This window comes from Ruegeria sp. AH3, assembly GCF_056536265.1.
The window spans coordinates 415,304-436,180 of sequence record NZ_JBQFJL010000002.1 but is presented as its reverse complement, the minus strand read 5'-3'; the positions used below and the strand labels follow the sequence as shown (position 1 = coordinate 436,180).

At 59.0% G+C, this 20,877-nt stretch carries 20 protein-coding genes; 12 read left to right on the top strand and 8 right to left on the bottom strand.

What is annotated here, in order from left to right; all coding sequences use genetic code 11:
• Window positions 1-234: 234 nt before the first annotated feature.
• Genes ACR3EM_RS19615 through ACR3EM_RS19580 form a run of 8 tightly spaced genes read left to right on the top strand, consistent with a single transcriptional unit; the run spans window position 235 to window position 7,446 of the window.
• A complete protein-coding gene (locus ACR3EM_RS19615) occupies window positions 235-816 on the top strand; it encodes a TetR/AcrR family transcriptional regulator (protein WP_480472312.1) in 582 nt (193 codons plus the stop codon).
• A gap of 16 nt (window positions 817-832) precedes the next feature.
• The gene (locus ACR3EM_RS19610) at window positions 833-2,380 is read left to right on the top strand and encodes a sulfatase-like hydrolase/transferase (protein WP_480472311.1); all 1,548 of its coding nucleotides are present in this window, start codon (window positions 833-835) and stop codon (window positions 2,378-2,380) included.
• Window positions 2,374-3,129: an ABC transporter ATP-binding protein gene (locus ACR3EM_RS19605; RefSeq protein ID WP_480472310.1), complete on the top strand. Its 756-nt coding sequence runs from the start codon at window positions 2,374-2,376 to the stop codon at window positions 3,127-3,129. The genes ACR3EM_RS19610 and ACR3EM_RS19605 overlap by 7 nt, the downstream gene beginning before the upstream one ends.
• Window positions 3,129-3,878 (top strand): ABC transporter ATP-binding protein, encoded by a 750-nt coding sequence (locus tag ACR3EM_RS19600; RefSeq protein ID WP_480472309.1) that lies wholly within the window; start codon window positions 3,129-3,131, stop codon window positions 3,876-3,878. The genes ACR3EM_RS19605 and ACR3EM_RS19600 overlap by 1 nt, the downstream gene beginning before the upstream one ends.
• Window positions 3,878-4,738 carry a branched-chain amino acid ABC transporter permease gene (locus ACR3EM_RS19595; protein WP_480472308.1) on the top strand — a complete coding sequence of 287 codons (861 nt, stop codon included), beginning with the start codon at window positions 3,878-3,880 and terminating at the stop codon, window positions 4,736-4,738. The genes ACR3EM_RS19600 and ACR3EM_RS19595 overlap by 1 nt, the downstream gene beginning before the upstream one ends.
• On the top strand, window positions 4,735-5,643 hold the full coding sequence (locus tag ACR3EM_RS19590; protein WP_480472307.1) for a branched-chain amino acid ABC transporter permease: 909 nt from the start codon (window positions 4,735-4,737) through the stop codon (window positions 5,641-5,643). Before ACR3EM_RS19595 ends, ACR3EM_RS19590 begins: the two co-directional genes overlap by 4 nt.
• Entirely contained in the window at window positions 5,640-6,191 is a 552-nt protein-coding gene (locus ACR3EM_RS19585) for a carboxymuconolactone decarboxylase family protein (RefSeq protein ID WP_480472306.1), read from the top strand. The genes ACR3EM_RS19590 and ACR3EM_RS19585 overlap by 4 nt, the downstream gene beginning before the upstream one ends.
• 22 nt (window positions 6,192-6,213) lie before the next feature.
• Window positions 6,214-7,446, top strand: a complete 1,233-nt coding sequence (locus tag ACR3EM_RS19580; protein ID WP_480472305.1) for an ABC transporter substrate-binding protein — start codon at window positions 6,214-6,216, stop codon at window positions 7,444-7,446.
• Between the two features lie 261 nt (window positions 7,447-7,707).
• On the opposite strand, the gene ACR3EM_RS19575 is transcribed toward ACR3EM_RS19580, so the two are convergent.
• A complete protein-coding gene (locus ACR3EM_RS19575) occupies window positions 7,708-8,475 on the bottom strand; it encodes an MEDS domain-containing protein (RefSeq protein ID WP_480472304.1) in 768 nt (255 codons plus the stop codon).
• Between the two features lie 357 nt (window positions 8,476-8,832).
• Here ACR3EM_RS19575 and ACR3EM_RS19570 point away from each other — a divergent pair, with 357 nt between their 5' ends.
• A complete protein-coding gene (locus ACR3EM_RS19570) occupies window positions 8,833-9,645 on the top strand; it encodes a glutathione binding-like protein (protein WP_480472303.1) in 813 nt (270 codons plus the stop codon).
• A 117-nt stretch (window positions 9,646-9,762) separates the two neighbouring features.
• A complete protein-coding gene (locus ACR3EM_RS19565; RefSeq protein WP_480471510.1) occupies window positions 9,763-10,875 on the top strand; it encodes an S-(hydroxymethyl)glutathione dehydrogenase/class III alcohol dehydrogenase in 1,113 nt (370 codons plus the stop codon).
• Between the two features lie 139 nt (window positions 10,876-11,014).
• Here ACR3EM_RS19565 and ACR3EM_RS19560 read toward each other — a convergent pair whose 3' ends face one another.
• The 4 genes from ACR3EM_RS19560 to dctP all read right to left on the bottom strand — a co-directional run bounded on the left by ACR3EM_RS19560 (window position 11,015) and on the right by dctP (window position 15,202).
• Window positions 11,015-11,989 carry a threonine ammonia-lyase gene (locus ACR3EM_RS19560; protein ID WP_480472302.1) on the bottom strand — a complete coding sequence of 325 codons (975 nt, stop codon included), beginning with the start codon at window positions 11,987-11,989 and terminating at the stop codon, window positions 11,015-11,017.
• A gap of 2 nt (window positions 11,990-11,991) precedes the next feature.
• The gene (locus tag ACR3EM_RS19555) at window positions 11,992-12,753 is read right to left on the bottom strand and encodes an aspartate dehydrogenase (RefSeq protein WP_480472301.1); all 762 of its coding nucleotides are present in this window, start codon (window positions 12,751-12,753) and stop codon (window positions 11,992-11,994) included.
• 74 nt (window positions 12,754-12,827) lie between these two features.
• Window positions 12,828-14,179 (bottom strand): IS3 family transposase gene (locus ACR3EM_RS19550; protein WP_480472186.1). Its coding sequence is split into 2 segments (ribosomal slippage): window positions 12,828-13,843 and window positions 13,843-14,179, totalling 1,353 coding nucleotides; the frame shifts between segments, so codons are not numbered across the junction.
• A 48-nt stretch (window positions 14,180-14,227) separates the two neighbouring features.
• On the bottom strand, window positions 14,228-15,202 hold the full coding sequence (gene dctP / locus ACR3EM_RS19545) for a TRAP transporter substrate-binding protein DctP (protein WP_480472300.1): 975 nt from the start codon (window positions 15,200-15,202) through the stop codon (window positions 14,228-14,230).
• Window positions 15,203-15,345: 143 nt separating this feature from the next.
• On the opposite strand from dctP, the gene ACR3EM_RS19540 reads away from it, so the two are divergent.
• Together ACR3EM_RS19540 and ACR3EM_RS19535 are read left to right on the top strand one after the other, a co-directional pair.
• Window positions 15,346-16,101 carry a maleate cis-trans isomerase family protein gene (locus tag ACR3EM_RS19540; protein WP_480472299.1) on the top strand — a complete coding sequence of 252 codons (756 nt, stop codon included), beginning with the start codon at window positions 15,346-15,348 and terminating at the stop codon, window positions 16,099-16,101.
• 44 nt (window positions 16,102-16,145) lie between these two features.
• The gene (locus ACR3EM_RS19535) at window positions 16,146-16,835 is read left to right on the top strand and encodes a GntR family transcriptional regulator (RefSeq protein WP_480472298.1); all 690 of its coding nucleotides are present in this window, start codon (window positions 16,146-16,148) and stop codon (window positions 16,833-16,835) included.
• Between the two features lie 243 nt (window positions 16,836-17,078).
• Here the strand turns inward: ACR3EM_RS19535 and ACR3EM_RS19530 are convergent, their stop codons facing one another.
• Genes ACR3EM_RS19530 through ACR3EM_RS19520 form a run of 3 tightly spaced genes read right to left on the bottom strand, consistent with a single transcriptional unit; the run spans window position 17,079 to window position 20,876 of the window.
• Window positions 17,079-17,642 carry a sarcosine oxidase subunit gamma gene (locus tag ACR3EM_RS19530; RefSeq protein WP_480472297.1) on the bottom strand — a complete coding sequence of 188 codons (564 nt, stop codon included), beginning with the start codon at window positions 17,640-17,642 and terminating at the stop codon, window positions 17,079-17,081.
• Window positions 17,635-20,589 (bottom strand): sarcosine oxidase subunit alpha family protein, encoded by a 2,955-nt coding sequence (locus ACR3EM_RS19525; RefSeq protein WP_480472296.1) that lies wholly within the window; start codon window positions 20,587-20,589, stop codon window positions 17,635-17,637. The genes ACR3EM_RS19530 and ACR3EM_RS19525 overlap by 8 nt, the downstream gene beginning before the upstream one ends.
• Window positions 20,586-20,876 carry a sarcosine oxidase subunit delta gene (locus ACR3EM_RS19520; protein WP_480472295.1) on the bottom strand — a complete coding sequence of 97 codons (291 nt, stop codon included), beginning with the start codon at window positions 20,874-20,876 and terminating at the stop codon, window positions 20,586-20,588. Before ACR3EM_RS19520 ends, ACR3EM_RS19525 begins: the two co-directional genes overlap by 4 nt.
• Window position 20,877: the final 1 nt, after the last annotated feature.

Genomic DNA, 20,877 nt, shown 5'->3' with positions numbered 1-20,877 from the left:
GTGCTTCTATTCCCTTTTCGGCAACGTGAATTCTTTGGAATTGCAATAAGTTGGCAAAGTCATCGCAAACGGCCCTTTCCAACGAAAGCCTGCTCCGGCATTAAATAAAAAACATACATGCCTGTTTTTTATTTGACCAAGACGTGTACGCCGCCCTAACGTAAATCAACCTCGACCCCGAGGATGATTCGAAAGCCTATGACCCAAAGCAAACAACAACAGAAGAGTGAAGAGATGCGCGCCAGATTGCGACGCGCAACATTGCTGACGTTGATGGAAAAAGGTTTCCGCAACGCAGGAACTCCCGAGATCTGCCGCCAGGCCGGCGTATCCCGTGGGGCGATGTTTCATCACTATCCCAACCGTAACGCCCTGCTGCTCGATGCAGCGATCGACCTATGGCAAAAAGTGCCTGAACGCCTGCGCGGGCTGGTCGCCGAATTCAAGGATGGCGCATTTGATGTCGATGCCTTTGTCGATGGCGCTTGGGAAAACATGTTTGCCGATGACGTCGTGCTCCCCTCTTTGGAACTGACATTGGCCGCGCGAAATGATGCAGAACTGGCCGAACCCGTGGCCAAGGGATTGCGGGATCTGTTCAACAGCTACTACGCCATCTTGCACGAAACCTTCGCCGCTCAAGGCTGGGAAGAAGAGGCTATTCGCGATTGTATCAACCTAGTGCTCTGTGCCCTGCGCGGCCTCAAAGTACAATCACTGGTCTATCACAGCCCACAATTCGAAACCGAGATGATGGCGTCGCTCAAGAACGCTTTCAGACACGCGATCCAGGCCATGGCCGAGGATAAGAGCTAGAGAAAACAGGAGAAAAATGGCGACAATTCGGAACGTGCTGCTGGTCATTGCTGACCAGTGGCGTGGGGATACTATTGCCGCATGGGGGCATCCGGATGTGAAAACGCCGCATCTGGACGCTTTCGCAGCCGAGGCGATGTCGTTCCGTCGGCATCACGCGCAGGCCGCACCCTGCGGGCCGTCGCGGGCCTCCCTGCTGACGGGCTTATATCTGATGAACCACCGGCAGGTCAGCAATGAAACTCCGCTGCCTGCCAGCGTTCCAACCCTTGCACATCTTGTGGCAGAAAGCGACCGCACGCCGGTTCTGTTCGGCTACACCGATACGCCCAACGATCCTGAGAACGCCGCGCAATTGCAGCCTTGGGTCTGCCCCGGCTTCGAAACTCGCGCCGGTTTCTTCTACCACGACGGTTTTGCCGCGTGGCGCGATTGGCTGCAGGAGCACGGTGTCGAGATCGAACAGGACGACGATCCCGAAAGCGTCTTTCTGCCCAGGGGCGGCTATGACCCCGCGCAGCCGGACGCACCCTGCCAATACCCGGCGAAATTCAGCGACACAGCCTTCATGTTTGGCGCAGCGCGGGAATACATCACCGAGATGGGCACGCAACCGTGGTTCGTGAACCTCAACTGCCTGCGTCCGCACCCGCCGATGGTTGCGCCCGAACCATTCAATCGTTTGTTCGAACCCGCGAACTTGACGACTCCGGCACGACTCCATGCCCCCGCGCAAGTGGCCGAAAGCCACCCGTTTCTGGCCGCATCTCTTGCTGCCTACGGGGCCAAGCGCTATTTCCGCACCGACCTCACATCCGATCAGGTGACCGACGACCACGACCGTAAGATGCGTGCCGCCTATTACGGGAACATGGCCGAGGTGGATGAGAAATTCGGCACGCTGATCGCCGATCTCAAGGCCAGTGGGCAGTATGACGAAACGCTGATCATCTTCACCTCGGACCATGCTGACCAGTTGGGCGAAAACTGGATTTATGGGCGGCGCGGGCCGTTCCCTGGCCTGTTCCATGTGCCGCTGATGATCCGAGATCCGCGCCATCCGGCCAGCCACGGCACCGAGAGCGACGCATTCACCGAAACCATCGACATCCTGCCTACCATCGCTGATGCGATCGGCCAGCCCGCGCCGCAATGCGACGGGCGTTCCCTGACCCCGTTCCTGCAGGGCAAACCGCCCAAGAACTGGCGCTGGCATACGGTGTGGGAGACCGATTTCCGCGAGCTCCGCTTGAACCCTGATCTGAAGCGCTTGCTGCCGGATCACGTGGACGACTGCTGTTTCACCGCGCTGATGTCGCGGGATTGGCTTTACATCCATTTCCCGGCGCAACCCGCGCTGCTCTACGACCTGAATGCGGACCCGCATTGCCACGACAATCTGGCCCAAGACCCGACGCATGCCGCGCAGCTGGCCGCCTGCGCACAGGCGCTGCTGAGCCACCGCATCAAACACACACCCAAGCAATTGTCGGATTACTGGTTGACCTACGCGACCGACGGCAAGGCGCAGAAAACCTGGAACACGGGAGGAGACGCGTGCTGAAGATTTCAGGCCTGACAAAGAAATTCGGGGCCTTTCAGGCGCTGAACGTCGGGCAAATTGACATACCCACGGGACAGGTGACCGGGATTGTCGGCCCCAACGGGGCGGGCAAGACCACCCTGTTCAACACCATCGGCGGCGCTTTTCGCCCTGACGCGGGCAAGGTGGTGCTGGACGGCACCGACATCACCGGCCTTCCGCCGCACAAGCTGGCCGAACAGGGGCTGGTGCGTACCTTTCAGATCAGCCGCGATCTGGGCGCGCTGACCATTCTGGAAAACCTGCTGCTGGCACGCCCTGGACAACTGGGCGAAGGCATCGCCGCCTCGCTGTTTTCCCGCGCCCGCATCCGCGCCGAGGAAGAGAAAGCCATCGAACACGCCCGCGCCCTGCTGGAGCGGGTCGATCTGTGGCGACTGGCTGATCAGTCGGCGGCGAACCTGTCTGGCGGTCAGAAAAAGCTGCTGGAAGTGCTGCGCGCCATGATGCTGTCGCCCAAGGTCATCCTGCTGGACGAACCCGCCGCCGGTGTCGCGCCGACGATGGAGGGCGTGTTGGCCGACTTCATCCTGTCGCTCAAGGCCGAGGGCGTCACGTTTGCCATCGTCGAGCACGACATGGAGATGATCGAGCGTCTGTGCGACAGCGTCTACGTGATGACTGAAGGGCGCGAGATGATGCACGGCTCGTTCGCGCAGGTCACCACCGATCCGCGCGTGCTGGAAGCCTATCTGGGGAGCATGGTGTGATGAGCAATCCGATCCTGACAGTCGATGCCCTGCGCGCCGGATATGGCAGCGGCGGCGATATCATCAAGGGTGCAGGGTTCACCGTGTCCGAGGGGGCGATCTCGACCATCGTGGGCCCCAATGGGGCGGGCAAGTCCACACTGATCAAATCGCTGGTTGGCCTGCTGACGCCGCGCGCGGGCACGATCACGCTGAACGGCGCCAATGTGACCCGGCTGAACGCGCCGTCCAAGGCCCGCGCCGGGTTGGGGTATGTGCCACAGGAACACAACGTGTTCCGCAACATGTCTATCGGCGAGAACATGACGCTGGCCTATGAGTTCATCGCCAAAAACACCAAGGACCTGAAAGCCGCGCGCGAGCGGGTGTTCGACATCTTCCCCGACCTTGCTCACCGTGAGGGCGACATGGCAGGTAACCTGTCCGGCGGGCAGCGACAGATGCTAGCCTTTGGCTGCGCGCTGATGCCCGACCCCTCGCTACTGTTGTTGGATGAACCCAGCGCGGGCCTCAGCCCGAAATACGTGGCCGAGATGTTTCAAGCCGTGAAAGCCGTGAACGATGCGGGCGTGTCGGTCCTGATGATCGAACAAAACGTGAAAGAGGCGATGGTGATCTCGGAAACCGCCATCGTGCTTGTGTCGGGTCAGGTCCGGGCGCAGATGCCCGCCCCCGATTTCCTCAACCATCCGGATATCCACGCGCTCTATATGGGCACGGCGGATGCCACAGCGGCGGAGACCGTCTGATGTTGCATATCCTGCTGAACGGCGTGGTCTCGGGGCTTTTGGTGGCCCTGCCCGCCATCGCGCTATCGCTGACCTACGGCGTGCTGAACTTTCCCAATTTCGCCATCGGCTCGATGATCACAATGGGCGCTTACATCGCCTTGTTCTTCAACGTCGATATCGGCGCGCCGCTGCTGCTGGCCGCCGGGCTGGGGGCGGTCGGGCTGGCCTCGGTCGCGCTGCTGACGGATCGGCTGGTCTATAAACCGCTGCGCAATTCGGACCACGTGACGCTGTTGGTGGCGTCGATGGGGGTCTATTTCGTGCTGGAGAATGTGGTGCGGTTCCTGTGGGGGTCGGACATTCGCGGCTATGACATCGCCGTGGCGCGCCCGCATCGCTGGATGGGGATGCGCGTCAATAACGAACAGATCACCATCGTCATCGTCGCGCTTCTGGCCATGGTCGCGGTGTGGTTCATTCTGATGCGCACCCCGCTGGGCCGCGCCATGCGAGCCGTATCGGACAACCCTGATCTGGCGGGCGTGCGGGGCATCAATCGCAACTACGTCATCGCGGCGGTCTGGGCGATCTCGGGTGTGCTGGCGGGCTTTGCCGGAGTGCTGGTGGGTATGGACGGCGTGGTCGATCCGCTGATGGGCTGGAACTACATCCTGCCGGTCTTTGCCGCGGTCATTCTGGGCGGCATCGGCAACCCGCTGGGGGCCGTCGTCGGCGCGCTGCTGATCGGTGTAGCCGAAGAGCTGTCGACCCTGATCCTGCCTACCACCTACCGTCAGGCCGTGGCCTTCATGATTATCGTCCTGGTGCTGTTGCTGCGCCCGCATGGACTGTTTGGCAAAGCGAGGATCAGCAGATGATCGGCTATCTCACCGCAATTCTTATCTTCGTTATCATCTCGGCCCTGATCGGGCTGGCGCTGAACCTGCAATGGGGTCAGGCCGGGATGGTCAATTTCGGCATCTTCGGCTTCTTCGCTGTTGCCGCCTATGTCGCGGGTCTGTCGGCGCTGGCCGGGGTGCCCGCGCTGATCGCCGCCGGGCTGGCGGTGATCGTGACCGTAATCCTGTCGGCGCTGGTGGCGTTGGTCTCGGCCCGATTGCGCGAGGATTATCTGGCCATCGCCACGCTGGCCTTTGCCGAGGCCGTCCGCCTGTTCCTGCTGAACGAGACCTGGCTGACCGGTGGTGCCAACGGCTTGCCCGGCATCCCCCGACCGCTGTCCGGCGTTGCCTCGGGCCTGAACTATGAGTTGATGTTCCTCGCCATTTCGGTCGCGGTCTTCGCCTTGTGCTTTGTCTTCGCGCAACTGCTGACGGTTTCGCCTTTCGGGCGCGTCTTGCGGGCGCTGCGCGAGGATGATCTGGTCGCCGCGACGCTAGGAAAAACCACGCTGTCCTTCCGCGTCCGCGCCTTTGCCGCAGGCGGGGCCATCATCGGTGCGGCAGGCAGCCTGCACAGCTTTTACTTCAGCTATATCGACCCCACGCAGTTCGGCGCGTTCGTCACCGCCTATGCCTTTATGGCTGTGATTGCGGGCGGGCGCGGGTCGAACACCGGCCTGATGATCGGCGCGGTATCGGTGATGGTGCTGCTGGAAGGCACCCGTTTCCTGAAAGACCTCATGCCGTTTCTGGACGCAGGACAGGCCGCATCACTGCGCCTGATCCTGATCGGCGTGGGCCTCATCCTTCTTTTGATCTACCGCCCGCAGGGTTTCATGCGTGAATACCGCCTGCAGGCGAAAGACGGAGAACTGTCATGAGCCGGATTTCTCCCCTCTCGGCTGACACCCTTTCGGATGAGGCCCGCACCGTCTTTGACGAGATGGGCCGCTACGGTCCATTCGGCAATCTGGTCGGCGCGATGGCGCACCGTCCGGTGATCCTGAAACACCTGTTCGGTATGTTGCTGGACCTGCGGGACGAGGCGGTGCTGCCCCGCCGCGCGCTGGAACTGGCGCTGGTGACCGTGTCAAAGCTGAACGAATGCACCTATTGCATCTCGCACCACGCGCCGATGCTAGAGGTCTCGGGCCTCAGCGCCGAAGGCATCGCCCGATTGCCGGATGTGGTCGATCACCCCGAACTGGACGCAGTGGACAAGATGGTGGTGCGCTATGCCATGGCCGTCACCACCCGCGCCAACCGGATGCGGGATGCCGAGGTCACCGACCTGCGCGTCCATTTCACCGATGCGCAGATCGTCGAACTGACCTGGCGCATCGCGCTGTGCGGCGCGTTCAACCGTTTCAACGACGCATTGCAACTGACGCTGGAACCGGGGGTCGAGGAGGTCCCCGCCAGCACATGACCACTCAGAGGAGGACAGAGTGATGACAAAACTGATCATGAACCGCAGGCGGTTTCTGGGCACAACAGCGGCAGGACTTGCCGCCACGACCCTGCCGCTGCCCGCGCTGGCGCAGAACGCGCCGGTAAAGATCGGCATGATCTCGCCCCTGACCGGCGGCGGGGCATCTTACGGCCCCAACATCGTCAAGGCGGCGCAGGTCGTTGCAGGCCAGATCAACGACGCGGGCGGCATTCTGGATGGCCGCCAGATCGAGATCATCGCCGAAGACAGCGAAACCAACCCTACCGCCGCCGTGCGCGCCGCGCGCAAGCTGCTGGACGTGGATCAGGTCAGCGCCATTGTTGGCATGTGGGGCTCGGGTCCGACGCTGGCGGTCAAACCGCTGGCCATCGAAAAAGGAGTCTCGGTCAGCTGCCTGGGCGCGGCGGATGCGATCACCGAAGGTGATCATGGCGGTCTGATCTGGCGCTTTCAGGCCACAGGCCGCGAGTGGGGTGTGCCCCCGGCCAAGGCGATGCTGGCGGCGGGCTACAAGAAGGTCGGCATTCTGGCGGTGCAGACGGCGTTCACCCAGTCAATGATCGGCCCCTTCGTGGAAACCATCGAAGCAGGTGGTGGCGAAGTGGTGGTACAGGCCGAGGTCAAACCCGATCAGCCCAGCTTCCGCGCCGAGGTCGACAAGGTTATGAGCGAAGATGTCACCGCCGTCTTCCTGCCTGCCTATGTCACCCAGTTTACCTCGATCGCCAAGGAATGGTTCCGAGGTGGATACGAGGCCGAACTATACACCCTAACCATCGCCGCCAGCGCCGGTGTGAACGGCGGCGGTAAGTTCATTGAAGCCGTCGGCGCAGAAGTAGGCGAAGGCATCAACCACCTTCAAGCCACCAATGACAGCTCGTCGGCGGCCTACAAAGAATTCGAGGGCCTGATGGGCGTCGAACCCGGTACCTTCCTGCCCTTCTCGGCCCTGTGCGCGGATTCGATGGCCGTTCACGTGGCAGCGATGGAAAAGGCGGGCACGCCGGATGCCACGGTTTACACCAAGGAAATCCTGAGCATCACAAATGGCGGTGGGTCAGATGTCGGCGGTGCTGTTCCCCTGCTCGAAGCTGTTCGTGCAGGCACGGCAGTAAATTACACAGGTTACGGCATGGATGTCGCCTTCCACCCAGACGGCAACCTGAAAGACCGGCCCTTCGCACATTTCGTCATCAAAGGCGGCAAAGACGTTGAGCTCGGCACAATCTGATTTGCAATTACTGCTTGGTAGCATCTAGCCCTGTGGCATCCCTACAAACGGGGTGCCCGACCAAACCATACAAAATAGAACTTGGCCATACCGTACATGGATAATGTCACGAGTCTGCGATCCGGAATCGCGGGCATTTGTGACGCGCTCACGCTGATCAAACACGGCGACACTATCAATTTAGCGGATAACTACGCCTGATCCTCTCGCAGCAAGCATAGGCTTAGTTTGTATTCCCAATACCCACTAAGACCAATACCTTCAAGAAGCGAGGAACCGCGACAGTGGAAATCTGAACGTGTCCTCATGGCATTTCAGCGCGTTAAGCACTGCGGACCCGGTGAAATCACGCGTATCGTATTGGCAAACGCTGACCAAGGGATGACGATGCCCGATCTCGTGATTGAATTGTCGCTCGTAAGCAAACAACTCCTCATGGCTCATGCCCAGATCCAGACACCAGCTCATGTCGCCCAGCAACCTAAAGCTGCGCCATCCGGCGCGGGTGGCCGTAAAGATGCTGCGCTCGATAAAGCGACACATCTCTTCACCATCAGGCAGACCGCAGCTTTGGACGAGTTGGCCAGTTTCGATCGCATTAGGCAACCCGTCCCACGCCTGACCGATGTGACTCAAAATTTCGGTTCGCACCTTGTCCGTTGCGATTAAAAAGCACGCGTCGCCATTACGCAGACCATCGGCGAGAAACGGCACCGACCATTTCAGCCGCCCCAGATCGTTTTCGTAAAGCGTGCAGATGTGATTGCCGTATTCGATGGCCACACCTTCCAGCAGTACTTCGCTAGGGCGGCCATTCTGAGAGGTTTCGCCATCCGTCGTGACGTTACCGTCAAGGAAGGCCATCAAATCCTCGCGGCGAAAACGGCGCTCTTTCTTGACGCCAATGCGCTGACACACCAAACGTCCTGAATTGGTCCAGCGTCGCAATGACGCTTCGCTGACTTTCAGGATGGCGGCGGCTTCCTTGATGTTCAGAAGCTCTGCGCTTGGATCAGGTTGTATGGCCACGTTCGCTCCTTGTGACATATTTGCGGTATCTGACGCCGGGTTGCTGCAGGGGTGGGTAATTCCCGCAGCTTATTGAACTCACAGATAATTCCCGCGCCAAAACAATTGCTCCCACCTCCACTATATCCAACCGACTATGGTGAGCAAGGTCCATTAGCATTGGTTATACATAGTTATACTTTTATATCTTTTAATGGATTTTGTTGACATATTGCCGCACTCAACGCTAACGTTCAACATCAACAGCTTCCCGATGATGTCACCGCGCTGACCTTCATTCGGCAAACACGTTCGGTATCACAGCCCCGGTCAAACAGGGTGCGCAAAGCCGGACGTCCAACAGAGAGGAAACCCAAGATGACAGACAAAGTCCGGCTTTTGCACCACCCAGCCTCGCAACCCTGCCGAACGGCGCTGCAATTCCTGATCGAAAACAATATTCCGCACGAGGAAGAAGTCGTCGACATCACGACCAACATTAACGAAAGGCAGGAATTCAGGGATGAATACAACCCGACCGGTCAGGTGCCGATCCTGTGTGACGGCGATCTACGGGTCTGGGAAAATGTCGCCATCGGACGCTATCTGAACGAAAAATACGACTGCCCCGATCATTGGTTCGGTGGCAACCTGCTTGAGCGTACGCGGATCAACATGTTCGTACAGTGGTACGCATACACGCTGCGGTTAGGCGGGGGCGCCTTCCACTGGACGATCTTCGCGCCGATGATCTATGGCACTGACAAGGATTTCACCGCCGAGGTACGCAAGGGCAAACACCTGCTGTACGAGGCGATGGATTTGCTGGAAAACTACTGGTTGAAGGATACCGAATATCTGTGCGGCAACCAGATCAGCTATGGCGATCTGGCCGCATTCCATGAATTCGTGTCGCACGAGGCGGGTGGCATCATCCCCGATACCGTTTGGGCCAAGCATCCCAAAACACGCGCCTGGTTCGAGAAGATCTCGGAACGCCCGGCAGCGAAGCAGGTGAGTAAGTGGCAGTATGAAACGATCCGTCAGGTTCTGGGCGGTGAGTTGAAAGTAACGTTCACACGCCGAACCGCGGTTTTGAAAGGCACCGAGGCGCATGGCGGCCACAATACCGGTCTGGTTCACACCGGCGAGAAACGCGATTACATCGCCGAAGTTGAATCAGCGGGCTGATCCACTAGCCCTCTTGGACAGATGGGAATGCCGCCCTGCGAGATCGGGTGGCCTTCCTTCCGCTCCACTGGAACGTGGCCTTTGCGACGCTCCGGTTCAGAAACGAAAGCTCTGATCATGCGTACGCGTGCCGCCGTTGCCGTTCAGGCAGGCAAACCTTTGGAAGTTATGGATGTGAACCTTGAAGGCCCCAAGGCGGGCGAGGTTTTGGTGGAAATCAAGGCGACCGGCATCTGTCACACCGATGAATTCACCCTGTCGGGTGCCGACCCCGAGGGGCTGTTCCCCGCCATTCTGGGCCATGAAGGTGCGGGCGTGGTGGTTGAGGTCGGCCCCGGTGTGACCAGCCTGAAACCCGGCGATCACGTCATCCCGCTCTACACCCCGGAATGTCGCGAGTGCGAATACTGCCTGCACCCCAAGACCAACCTGTGCCAGGCGATCCGGACCACGCAGGGGCAAGGCCTAATGCCCGATGGGACCTCGCGCTTTTCGACCCTGGATGGCGATCCGATCCTGCACTACATGGGCTGCTCGACCTTCTCGAACCACACGGTCCTTCCGGAAATCGCGCTGGCCAAGGTGCGTGAGGACGCGCCATTCGACAAGATCTGTTACATCGGCTGTGGCGTGACCACCGGCATCGGCGCTGTGATCAACACCGCCAAGGTGGAGATTGGCAGCCGCGCCATCGTGTTTGGCCTGGGCGGCATTGGCCTGAACGTGATCCAGGGTCTGCGTCTGGCCGGAGCGGATCAGATCGTGGGCGTCGACCTGAACCCCTCGAAGGTCGAGATGGCGACCAAGTTCGGCATGACCGATTTCGTCAACCCGAAAGAGGTTGAGGGCGATCTGGTGCCCTATCTGGTCGACCTGACCAAGGGCGGTGCGGACTACACCTTCGACGCCACCGGCAACGTCGGCGTGATGCGTGATGCGCTGGAATCAGCTCATAAGGGCTGGGGTGAGTCGATCATCATCGGCGTGGCCCCTGCCGGAGCGGAAATCTCGACCCGTCCGTTCCAGTTGGTCACCGGCCGGTCATGGCGCGGCACGGCCTTTGGCGGCGCGCGCGGCCGGACCGACGTGCCGAAGATCGTCGACTGGTACATGGAGGGCAAGATCGAGATTGACCCGATGATTACCCACACCATGGGTCTGGACGACATCAACCACGGCTTCGACCTCATGCACAAAGGCGAAAGCATCCGATCCGTGGTCGTCTACTAAGACCCTGCGAAAGAGTTGTTTCAAGACGGCGTGCCAACCGGCGCGCCGTTTTTATTTTCCAGCCCGAGTCGCACCAAGCAGGATGATCAGATGTTGCGCAAGGCCTAAAACACGACCACCAGATGGTGGTAACCGTTGTTTACGCCTGATCGCGTTTTTCGCTCATTACCGCATTTAGATCCGCATTGCCCCCGGAAACGATGGCGACAACTGTTTTACCGGCCCAGCGGTCCGCATATTTCAGAGCGGCGGCAAATGCCACGGCACCCCCGGGTTCGGCCAGGATTTTCAGCTCATCCAGCAGAACCCGGATCGCGGCAAGCGCCTGTCCATCCGTAACTGCAAAACCATCCGAAACCAGTTTTTGGTTGATGGGAAACGTCAGTTCACCAGGGATCTGAGTAACAATGGAGTCGCAGACAGACTGATGACCCGGATCATTTCCAATGCGTTTTCCGGCCTGGATGGACTTGCGGGTATCGTCGAAATGTTCCGGCTCTGCGACAAAAACTTTAGTCTCGGGGCACAGAGCGTTTAGCGCCGTCGATACCCCGGCAATCAAGCCGCCGCCGCCCACCGGACAGACGACCGCATCAGCGCTGACGCCCAACTGCTCCAGCTGTTCGGCGATCTCAAGCCCGACAGTGCCTTGACCGGACATCAGGACATAGTCGTCATAGGGCGGAACCATGACCGCGCCGGTACGTTCGGCCACGTCTTTGGCGATCTGGGCGCGGTCTCCGGTTTCGCGGTCATAAGTGATCACCTCGGCACCGTATTCTGCCGTGTTGCGCAGTTTGATAGAAGGCGCGTCGTCGGGCATGATAATTGTTGCACGGACACCCATTGCGGCAGCGGCGGCGGCCACACCCTGCGCGTGGTTTCCCGATGAAAAGGCCACGACACCGGATTGACGTTCAGCCTCGCTTAAGGATGCAATCTTGGTGAAAGCACCGCGGATCTTGAAAGACCCGGTGCGTTGTAGGCATTCCGGCTTCACCAACAGGCGAAAACCCAGCCGGGCATTCAACAGCTCGGATTCCAGAAGGGGTGTAACGCGGGTGACACCGTTCAAAGTGTCGGCTGCAGCCCGGATCATTTCCAATGTCAGCATGTTCAGGTTCCGATCTGCAAAGTGGCGGTGTGAGAGTTAAGCAATGCAATCACGCTCTGCGGAGTGATCCGGCCCGTGGCGGCATTTTCGTCCGTCGGGCGGTTCTGAATGCTCATGGTGAAATCCGAACTGTCCGAGGTAACGCGCACCGTGTGTTTGTTTCGCGTCAGCGTTGGATCGGCCCAGACTTCCATCCGGGTTCGATCCGGTCCCAGCCCCGCAAGGCTAAGCGCGGCGGCCACGTTAACATTGGCTGGGAACTCCTGTGCCACCTCGGTGACGCTGCCGGAAATGATCTGTTTCGCCTCGGTCAGGCCCGATAGATCCAGACCGGTTTTGCTCAGATAAGGGGCATTGATCAGGCCGGCCACCGGTTTGCGGGTCTCAATAGTTACGGACTTGATCTCGCCCACCGCAACCGCCTTGAGCGCATCCAGCCCCAGCATCGCACCGGATGGAATAATAATCCGCCCTCCTGTGTCACGCGACAGCTCGACCAGATCCTCACGGCCCAGCAATTGACTGCAGGACATGACAATCAGGGTTTTCCCGGCCTGTAGCACCGGCTTTGCAAGGTCGTCGAACAACTGTGGCGGCAACCCTTCCAGAACCCAGTCGCAATTCGCTGCCAGGGCGTCGAAATCCATAAAGGGTACTGGCTTCGACAGCTCGGCGTTTAACGCATCGAGACGTTCGGGGCGACTGGCCGCCATCCCCGTCAGTGCAAATCCGGGTATCTGGCCGCGATCGATGGCCCGGGCCACGTGTCCGTCATCGAATGATTTGGAACACGAGCGTTTGATTGGCTTAGGAGGATCAGGCTCGCCGTAGTTTCAATCTACGCCGCGTTCTGATGATGCAGCAAGCGGCGTTTCTGGATTGTCTGGTGTTTGATTTCCTTTCTGCGTCTGAGGATTGTTTCGGCTCGACCGAAATAGACATCGGCGGGTGTCAGATTGCTGATGCTCTCGTGGTATCGGTTGTGGTTGTAGTGATTGATGAAGTCGCCGATGGCCTGTTCGAGCGCTCCTGGCAGATAGTAGTTTTCCATCAGGACACGGTTCTTCATCGTCTGATGCCATCGCTCAATCTTGCCCTGGGTCTGCGGATGGTTGGGCGCTCCCCGAACATGATCCATACCCTGCTCATCCAGCCATTTCGCCAACTCGCCAGAGATGTAACTGCTGCCGTTGTCGCTGAGCAGCCGGGGCTTGTGGGCAACGGTGACACTGTCACAACCTGATGCAGCCAAAGCGTCTTCCAGTGTTCCTGTGACATCGTCAGCTTTCATCGTGGTGCAAAGGCGCCAAGAGACAACGTAACGGCTGTAATCATCCAGGATCGTAGACAGGTAGAACCAGCCCCAACCGATGACTTTGAGATAGGTGAAGTCGGTCTGCCAAAGCTGGTTCGGCCGCACAGTCTTCTCATGGAATTCATCCGCCGCTTTGATGGTGATGCAGGCTGGGCTAGTGATCAGATCTTGTGCCTTCAGAAGCCTGTAAACACTGGCCTCAGAAACGAAGTAGCGCCTGGTGTCGGTGAACCGCACCGCAAGCTCGCGGGGCGATAACTCGGGTTCTTCCAGAGCCAGTTCCACGATCTGCTTGCGCACCTTGTCGGGGATGCGGTTCCAAACCCTACCTGGCCGAGAATGGCGATCCTCAAGCCCGGCCTCGCCGAAAGACAGATACCTGTCGTACCAGCGGTAGAAGGTCGTTCTGGGAATGCCGAGCTTTTCCAGTGTGCGTTTGATCGGCAGGTGCGAACCGTCAACCAGCCGGATGATCTCAAGCTTTTCGGATGCGGGATATCTCATTCGTCGTCTCCACCATCCTCGAACATGCTTTTTTTGAGCAGCCGGTTCTCAAGGGTCAGGTCGGCGACTACCTCTTTCAGCGCCGACGATTCCGCTCTCAAATCCTTCACCTCAGAGCTGGTAGCCTGGCGTGCGGTATCGCCAGCCAACCGCTTCTTACCGGCCTCAAGGAACTCTTTCGACCAGCTGTAATACAGGCTCGTAGCTATTCCTTCACGGCGACACAGCTCCGCTATGCTGTCTTCACCACGAAGCCCATCCAACACAATACGGATCTTCTCCTCTGCCGAATGCTGGCGCCGTGTCTTCCTGCGGATGTCTTTGACAACTCTCTCTACTGACGCTTTCTGTTTCCCGGATTTCATTCTCATCTCCACTCTCTGATGGTTACGATGAGCCTGAAATCCTCCGCTACGCAATCAACCTAGTCTGTTCCATGGGTGCTGATGGCGGACAGGGTATTCAACGGCCACGATCTTTGCTCGATAGTTTTCCAGCTGCTCTGGTGTCAGCTCGACCACTTCAATCCCGGCGGCTTCGATCTGCTCGAACCATTTCGGGCTTTCCGCTTCAGCATTTTCCCAGGCCCAGCTCACAGCTTCATTTGCTGCTTCTTTTACCCAGCCCTGCTGCTCTTCGCTCAGACCGTCGAACCATGCCTTGTTGGCGGTCCAGAAGGTGTGCTCAAAGTTTTCGCGGGTGAAGACGTAGGCGCTCAGGACGTCCTTGAACAACAGAACCTCGGATGGCGGCGAATAGGCCCGGCCATCGATCGCGCCGGTCTGCAGTGCAGTGTGCACCTCGGAGAACGCCATCGGAACAGCCGAGAAACCGGTCGCCCTGTAGCGCTCGATCGCCATCGGCTGGCCCGGAACGCGCATTTTGAAGCCTTCGGCATCTTCGGGGAAGTTCACAGGAACATCGACGCCCTTGCGCACGACAAAACCGGTGAAGTCGGTCGGGATCGTGCCCAGCAGCTCCATGCCCAGATCGTTCATGACGCCGTTATAGACTTCGTTCATGGTCGAGCCGGGGCCGTAAACTTCTTTACCCTGCTCCCAGTCATTGGCGATGTAGCCCAGAATCGACACGTCCCAGCGGGGGTCAAGCTCGGAGTGGTTCCACGACATGGTCATCTGAACCGCACCCTGGGCAACCTGCTCAACGATCGACGTCCAGTCACCCAGATCACCGCCCGGGTGATACGAAACAGACATGGTACCACCGGACAGCTCGTCCAGACGCTCCATGAATTGCTCGGATACTTTGTGGAAGATGTGTTCCTGATCCATCACGTGACCCAGGATGATATCCTGAGCCGATACACTGGACGCGGCAAACCCGGCAAAGCCGAGCGCAACAGCACCAGTCTTCAGAATTTTCGATACCTGCATTTGCGAAGATACCTCACTTTAATGCGAACTCTGCCTGCTTTCGGGGCGGCCCCAGCAGACTGGCAGAGTTATTTACCTGTATACAGCTATATGTCAATAATTGATTTATGGCAGCATTATATGCCGTTACCTAAAGAAGGTGCATGCAGGTTATGAAGACTGATCCAAAATCCCTGTTCGATGAAGGCCGCCACAATCGCGCAAAAATAGGATTCGTACTGCTCGCTACAGAGCAGACAATCGAAGACGACATGATGACAATAATGCCCAATGGCGTAGGCACACACTTCACGCGCGTCGCCATCCCAAACAGCATAACCGTCAAAAACTTGACCGATGTCGGACAGGATTTGGCGCGTGCCGCCGAAACCCTGCTGCCGGATGGCAGCCTGGATGTCATCAGCTATGCCTGCACTTCGGGCAGTCTTGTTCTGGGCGAAGACAAGGTGTTCGCTGAATTGCAAAAAGGCGCCCCGAACGCAGTGGCAAGCTCGCTGATCACGGCCGTGATCAATGCCCTGAATGCACTGTCCGTAAAAAAGGTCGCGGTGTGCACACCTTACCTGGATGAAGTAAACCGCCAGGAACAGACATATATGGAAGAACGCGGCTTTGAAGTGACCACGATCCGCGGTCTGAACCTCGAAAAAGACAGCGACATGATCCGCGTCCGTCCCGATGCCATCGTGGAATTGGCACGATCCGTGGATTCGCTCGAGGCAGAGGCCGTCTTCATCAGCTGTGGCGCATTGCGTGCGGTCGAAATCGTCGATCAGCTTGAGGCCGAACTTGGCAAGCCGGTCGTCTGTTCGAATCAAGCCATGGCCTGGGATGTGTTGCGCCAAGCGGGCATCAAGGATCAGATTTCAGGATACGGACGGTTGTTGAGAGATTACTGATTGGCGGTCAGAAACGGTTAAGAACACGAGGAGGGATCAGAACAGTGACTATTGCAGATCCGGAAATCACGGCGCCCCCAAAGGTGACTGTGGACGAGATCCAAGAGCAAATTCTGGAGCGCATTTGCTTTGCGTATTACCCACCGGGCGCTCAGCTGAAAGAGGCCGTGCTTGCCAAGGAATTCGGTGTCAGCAGAACACCCGTCAGAGATGCCATTGCGCGAATCGGACATCTTGGACTGATCGAAACCCGCAACGGGGTTGGTACAGTTGTCATTGAGCTTTCGGCAGAGCGTGTCCGCCATCTCTATGAGATGAGGATGGAGCTGGCCCAGATGATCGGAACATTGTCGCCGATCACTGTTACAGCGCATCATCGGGAAGAAGCGCGCGCGATTTACGAAGATGCTGTTGCGCTGCGAGAGCGGTTGGATTCCCAGGAATATGTAAAACTGAACCAACGGCTGCAGGCACTGATCGCATCGTTGATCGGAAACCGCTCGCTGCGCGAGTTCTGGAATCAGGCATATTTCCAGTCGTCCAGCGTCTGGCATCGCATGGAACAGATTGTTGGTATCGTCGCTTATGACGCTGTGGTTCAGGAAACCTTTGATCTGGCGAAAGCGCTGGAGCGTGAAGACATTGCCGCCGTCGGGTTTCTACAGAGAATCTACATAGGCTATGCTTTTCAACTGATCGAAAAACACCTGCTAGACCCACAAAAAAGAGATTGAATTTGGCCGCGCAGACCGGTTCTTCGGGTCGGCGCTATCGGCTAAACCCATCGAGGCGAGAGAGCTGAGCCAGTTGCTTTTTGCCACAGGTCTGAACCGTGTTTTTTCGCGCCCATCCAAAGCAATACCGTCGTCGATCACATACTGAATCGTGCAACGTTTGGACTTGCGCCGATCAGTAAACGGCGTGCAAAGAACTCGACACGGGTGGGCAGCGATGATGCGCTGCCCTCGGGCTGACGCTCAGGCGATGGATTTCGCCGCCGCCAGCAGACCATGATGAAGTGATCCTGCCGAAGATCTGGGCCCTATGACGGCCACATGATCGTCTGCCAGCTTCCACAGGAAAACGCCCAGATGCTCAGCCGTGGTACGGATCGCCGCGCCCTGTTCCATCGTGCGAACCGGGGCATTGCTCAGCCGTTCGAACAAGTCGGACAAGGCAGCACCTTGCACATCGAACCGGCACCATCCGTCGGTCTGCTCGGCAACCGAGGCTGGATCGCCGGTGATTTGTTTCAGCTCAGATGCCAGCAGCTCGTGGCTGTCATGCGGTGCAGTGACCATCCACTGATCCGGCCCCATCCAAAACACGGCATAGGGTGCCGCCACGTCGGATTGACCAACTTCGGGCAATGTCACACCAATCTTGTCGGCCAGTGCATTTTGCACGGCACCTGCCTGATCCGTCCGTGCGGCGACCGAGGCCAGCGCTTGATCCACTACTTCGGTGATGGTGATCGTGCCGATGGTATCGACGCGCGGTGCGTCGCTGCCCAGCGGGGTGATGGGTTTCAGTTTATGCACGAAGCTTCTCCCCTTCCGGGTCCACGAAATGAGCGCTGACGATTTCGACCATGATCTCTTGTCCTTCCAACGGGTTCACAAGGCGCAGCTTTTCGCCCTTGCGATCGAAACCGCCTTTGACGAAGCCCAACCCGATCGAGCTTTCAAGGATCGGCGAATAGGCCGCCGAGGTCACATAGCCCTGATCATGGGCAGCATCGACCGGCCCGGTGGCGTTCATCAGATGCCCGCCCGCTGGCACGGTGTCCTTGGCATCCACTGGTTTAAGCCCGACCAGCGCAAGCGCCTCCGGGGCATTCATCCCCTCACGACGGCTGAGCACATTGCCGATGCAGTCCTTCTTGGTGCTGACCATACGGCCCAGCCCAAGGTTCAGCGCGGTGGTTGTGCCGTTCAGTTCGTTGCCCGCAGCGTGACCCTTTTCGATCCGCATGACGCCCAGCGCTTCAGTGCCGTAAGGCACGACGTCGAACTCTTCGCCCGCCTCCATCAGCGCGCGCATCAGCGCGTCACCATAGCGTGTGGGTACAGCGATCTCATAAGCCAGCTCGCCCGAGAACGAGATCCGGAACAGCCGCGCACGACAACCACCGCACACGGTGATCTCACCACAAGCCATGAAGGGGAACGCCTCGTTCGAGAGGTCAAACTCAGGATCCACGATCTTTTGCAGCAGCTTGCGGCTGTTCGGTCCGGCCACGGCATACTGCGCCCAGGCCTCGGTGGTCGAAATTAGCTGAACATCCATTTCCGGGTACAAGCACTGGCGCACGAATTCCATGTTGCGATAGACCAGAACCGCGTTGGCGGTGGTCGTGGTCACGACAAAATGGTCCTCAGCCAGACGCGCGGCGGTGCCGTCGTCATAGGCCACGCCATCTTCGCGCAACATCAGGCCATAACGCACCTTGCCTACGGGCAGTTTGGCGAAGCCGTTGGCGTAGATCGTGTTCAGGAAAGCCGCGGCATCCGCGCCCTGCACATCGATCTTGCCCAGCGTGGTCACATCACAGACACCGACCGAGTTGCGGGTCTGCAGAACCTCGCGGTCCACCGATTGCCGCCAATGAGTTTCGCCCTTGCGGGGGAACCATTGGGCGCGCAGCCAGTTGCCGACTTCAACAAACACCGCGCCCTGTTCCTCGGCCCATTTGTGGCTGGGCGTCAGGCGGGTCGGGTGGAATTCCTTACCGACCGCGCGGCCACCAAAGGCTCCCATCGCCACCGGCGTATAGGGTGGGCGGAAAATCGTCGTGCCAGTTTCCGGGATCGATTTGCCCGTCAGTTCCGCCATCACCGCCAGAGCACCAACGTTCGAGGTTTTGCCCTGATCCGTAGCCATACCCAGTGTGGTGTAACGTTTCAGGTGTTCGACCGAAGTGAAGTTCTCCTGATGCGCCAGCTTCACATCCTTGGCGGTCACATCGTTCTGATAATCCAGCCAAGCGCGTTTGGCACCTTTGACATGCCAGAACGGCGTGATCGAAACAGGCGCGTCCGCTGCAGCAGGCGAATCAGCAGGCGTTGCCGAGATCCCGAGATCCCCCAGCGCAGTCACTGCTGCCGCCGCACCGCCTTGTAGTGCAGCATCGGTGGTCAGTTCACCCTTGGCCGCACCGGCAACGATCTGGCCAACGGGCAGACCCTCGCCTGGAACAAAGGCATGGATATCCGCGTTCCAGACCGGGCGACCGCGCTGATGACAGGTCAGGCCCAGGTTCGGGTTCCAACCGCCGGACATCGCCAGTGCCTCGCAATGCAGATCGCGGGTGTAACCTTTGTCGGTGCGCACCTGTACCGAGGTCAGACCAAGGCGGCCCGATGTGTTGGTGATCTCGGCCCCTTTCAGGACTTCGGTGCCCTCAACATCGGGCGCGTCGGGACGCGTATCGACAATGGCCGGAACCTTGACGCCCTGTGCCATCAGATCGCGCGCCGTCTGATGCGCATCATCGTTGTTTGCAAACACCACAACCGATTGTGCGGGCGTCGCGGCCCAGCGGTTGGCGTAGGCCCGTACCGCTCCGGCCAGTAGAATGCCGGGCCGATCGTTGTTCTCGAACGCAATCGGACGTTCGATTGCTCCGGTCGCAATCAACGCGCGCTTGGAGTAGATCCGCCACAAGGTCTGACGCGGCTTGTCCGCCTCGGGCTCAATCAGGTGATCCGCGTTGCGTTCGACCGCGCCATAGATGCCGTGATCATAGGCACCAAAGACAGTCGTGCGCGGCATCACCCGCACATTCTGCATCGACGCCAGCTCTGCCAGAGTCTGCGCAACCCAGTCGGTTCCAGAGATATCGGCTAGAGCCCCAGTCTCGGCAATCAGACGCCCGCCCATACGGAAATCCTCATCCGCCAGAATGACCTGGGCACCCGCACGTCCAGCAGTCAGCGCCGCTGCCAGACCCGCCGGACCCGCGCCGACGATCAACAGATCGCAGTGCAGAAAGCCCTTGTCATAATGATCCGGGTCATCTTCTCCGGTCAGGCTACCCAGACCGGCGGCTTTGCGGATGATCGGTTCATACAGCTTTTCCCAGAACGCCTTGGGCCACATAAACGTCTTGTAGTAGAAACCCGCGGTCAGGAAGTTCGAGAACCGGTCGTTGATCGCCATGAAGTCGCGTTCCAGCGACGGCCAGCGGTTTTGCGAATTGGCACTCAGCCCGTCATAGAGCTCGACCACGGTCGCGCGGGTGTTGGGCTCCTGCCGTCCGCCCGAGCGCAGCTCGACCAGCGCATTAGGTTCTTCACTACCCGAGGTCAGCGGCCCGCGCGGACGGTGGTATTTGAACGACCGCCCCATCAGCCGCACGCCATTGGCGAGCAAGGCCGAGGCCAATGTGTCGCCTTCAAACCCCTGATAAGACTTGCCGTCGAATTTGAAACTCAGGCTGGCGTCACGGTTGATCAGGCCACCGTTCAGACGATTGCGTTGTGTCATTGGGCAGCCTTCCTTGCGGTTTTGGCGACATCGCGCGCCAGCTCGACGTTCAGAATTTCATGGGTCACCGTGTTGCGGGTCACCACCAGCCACGACCGGTCGCCCTGTTCGTGGAACCACAATTCACGATGTTCGCCCGCGGGGTTGTCGCGCAGGTAGAGGTAATCGTGAAACGCCTGCGCCGCATTCTCAGCCTGCCAGTCGGGCCGGTTGATGAGGGACGCATCGCCCAGATAAGTGAACTCCTGCGCGTCGCGCGGGCCAAGCAAAGGATGGTTGATAATCATC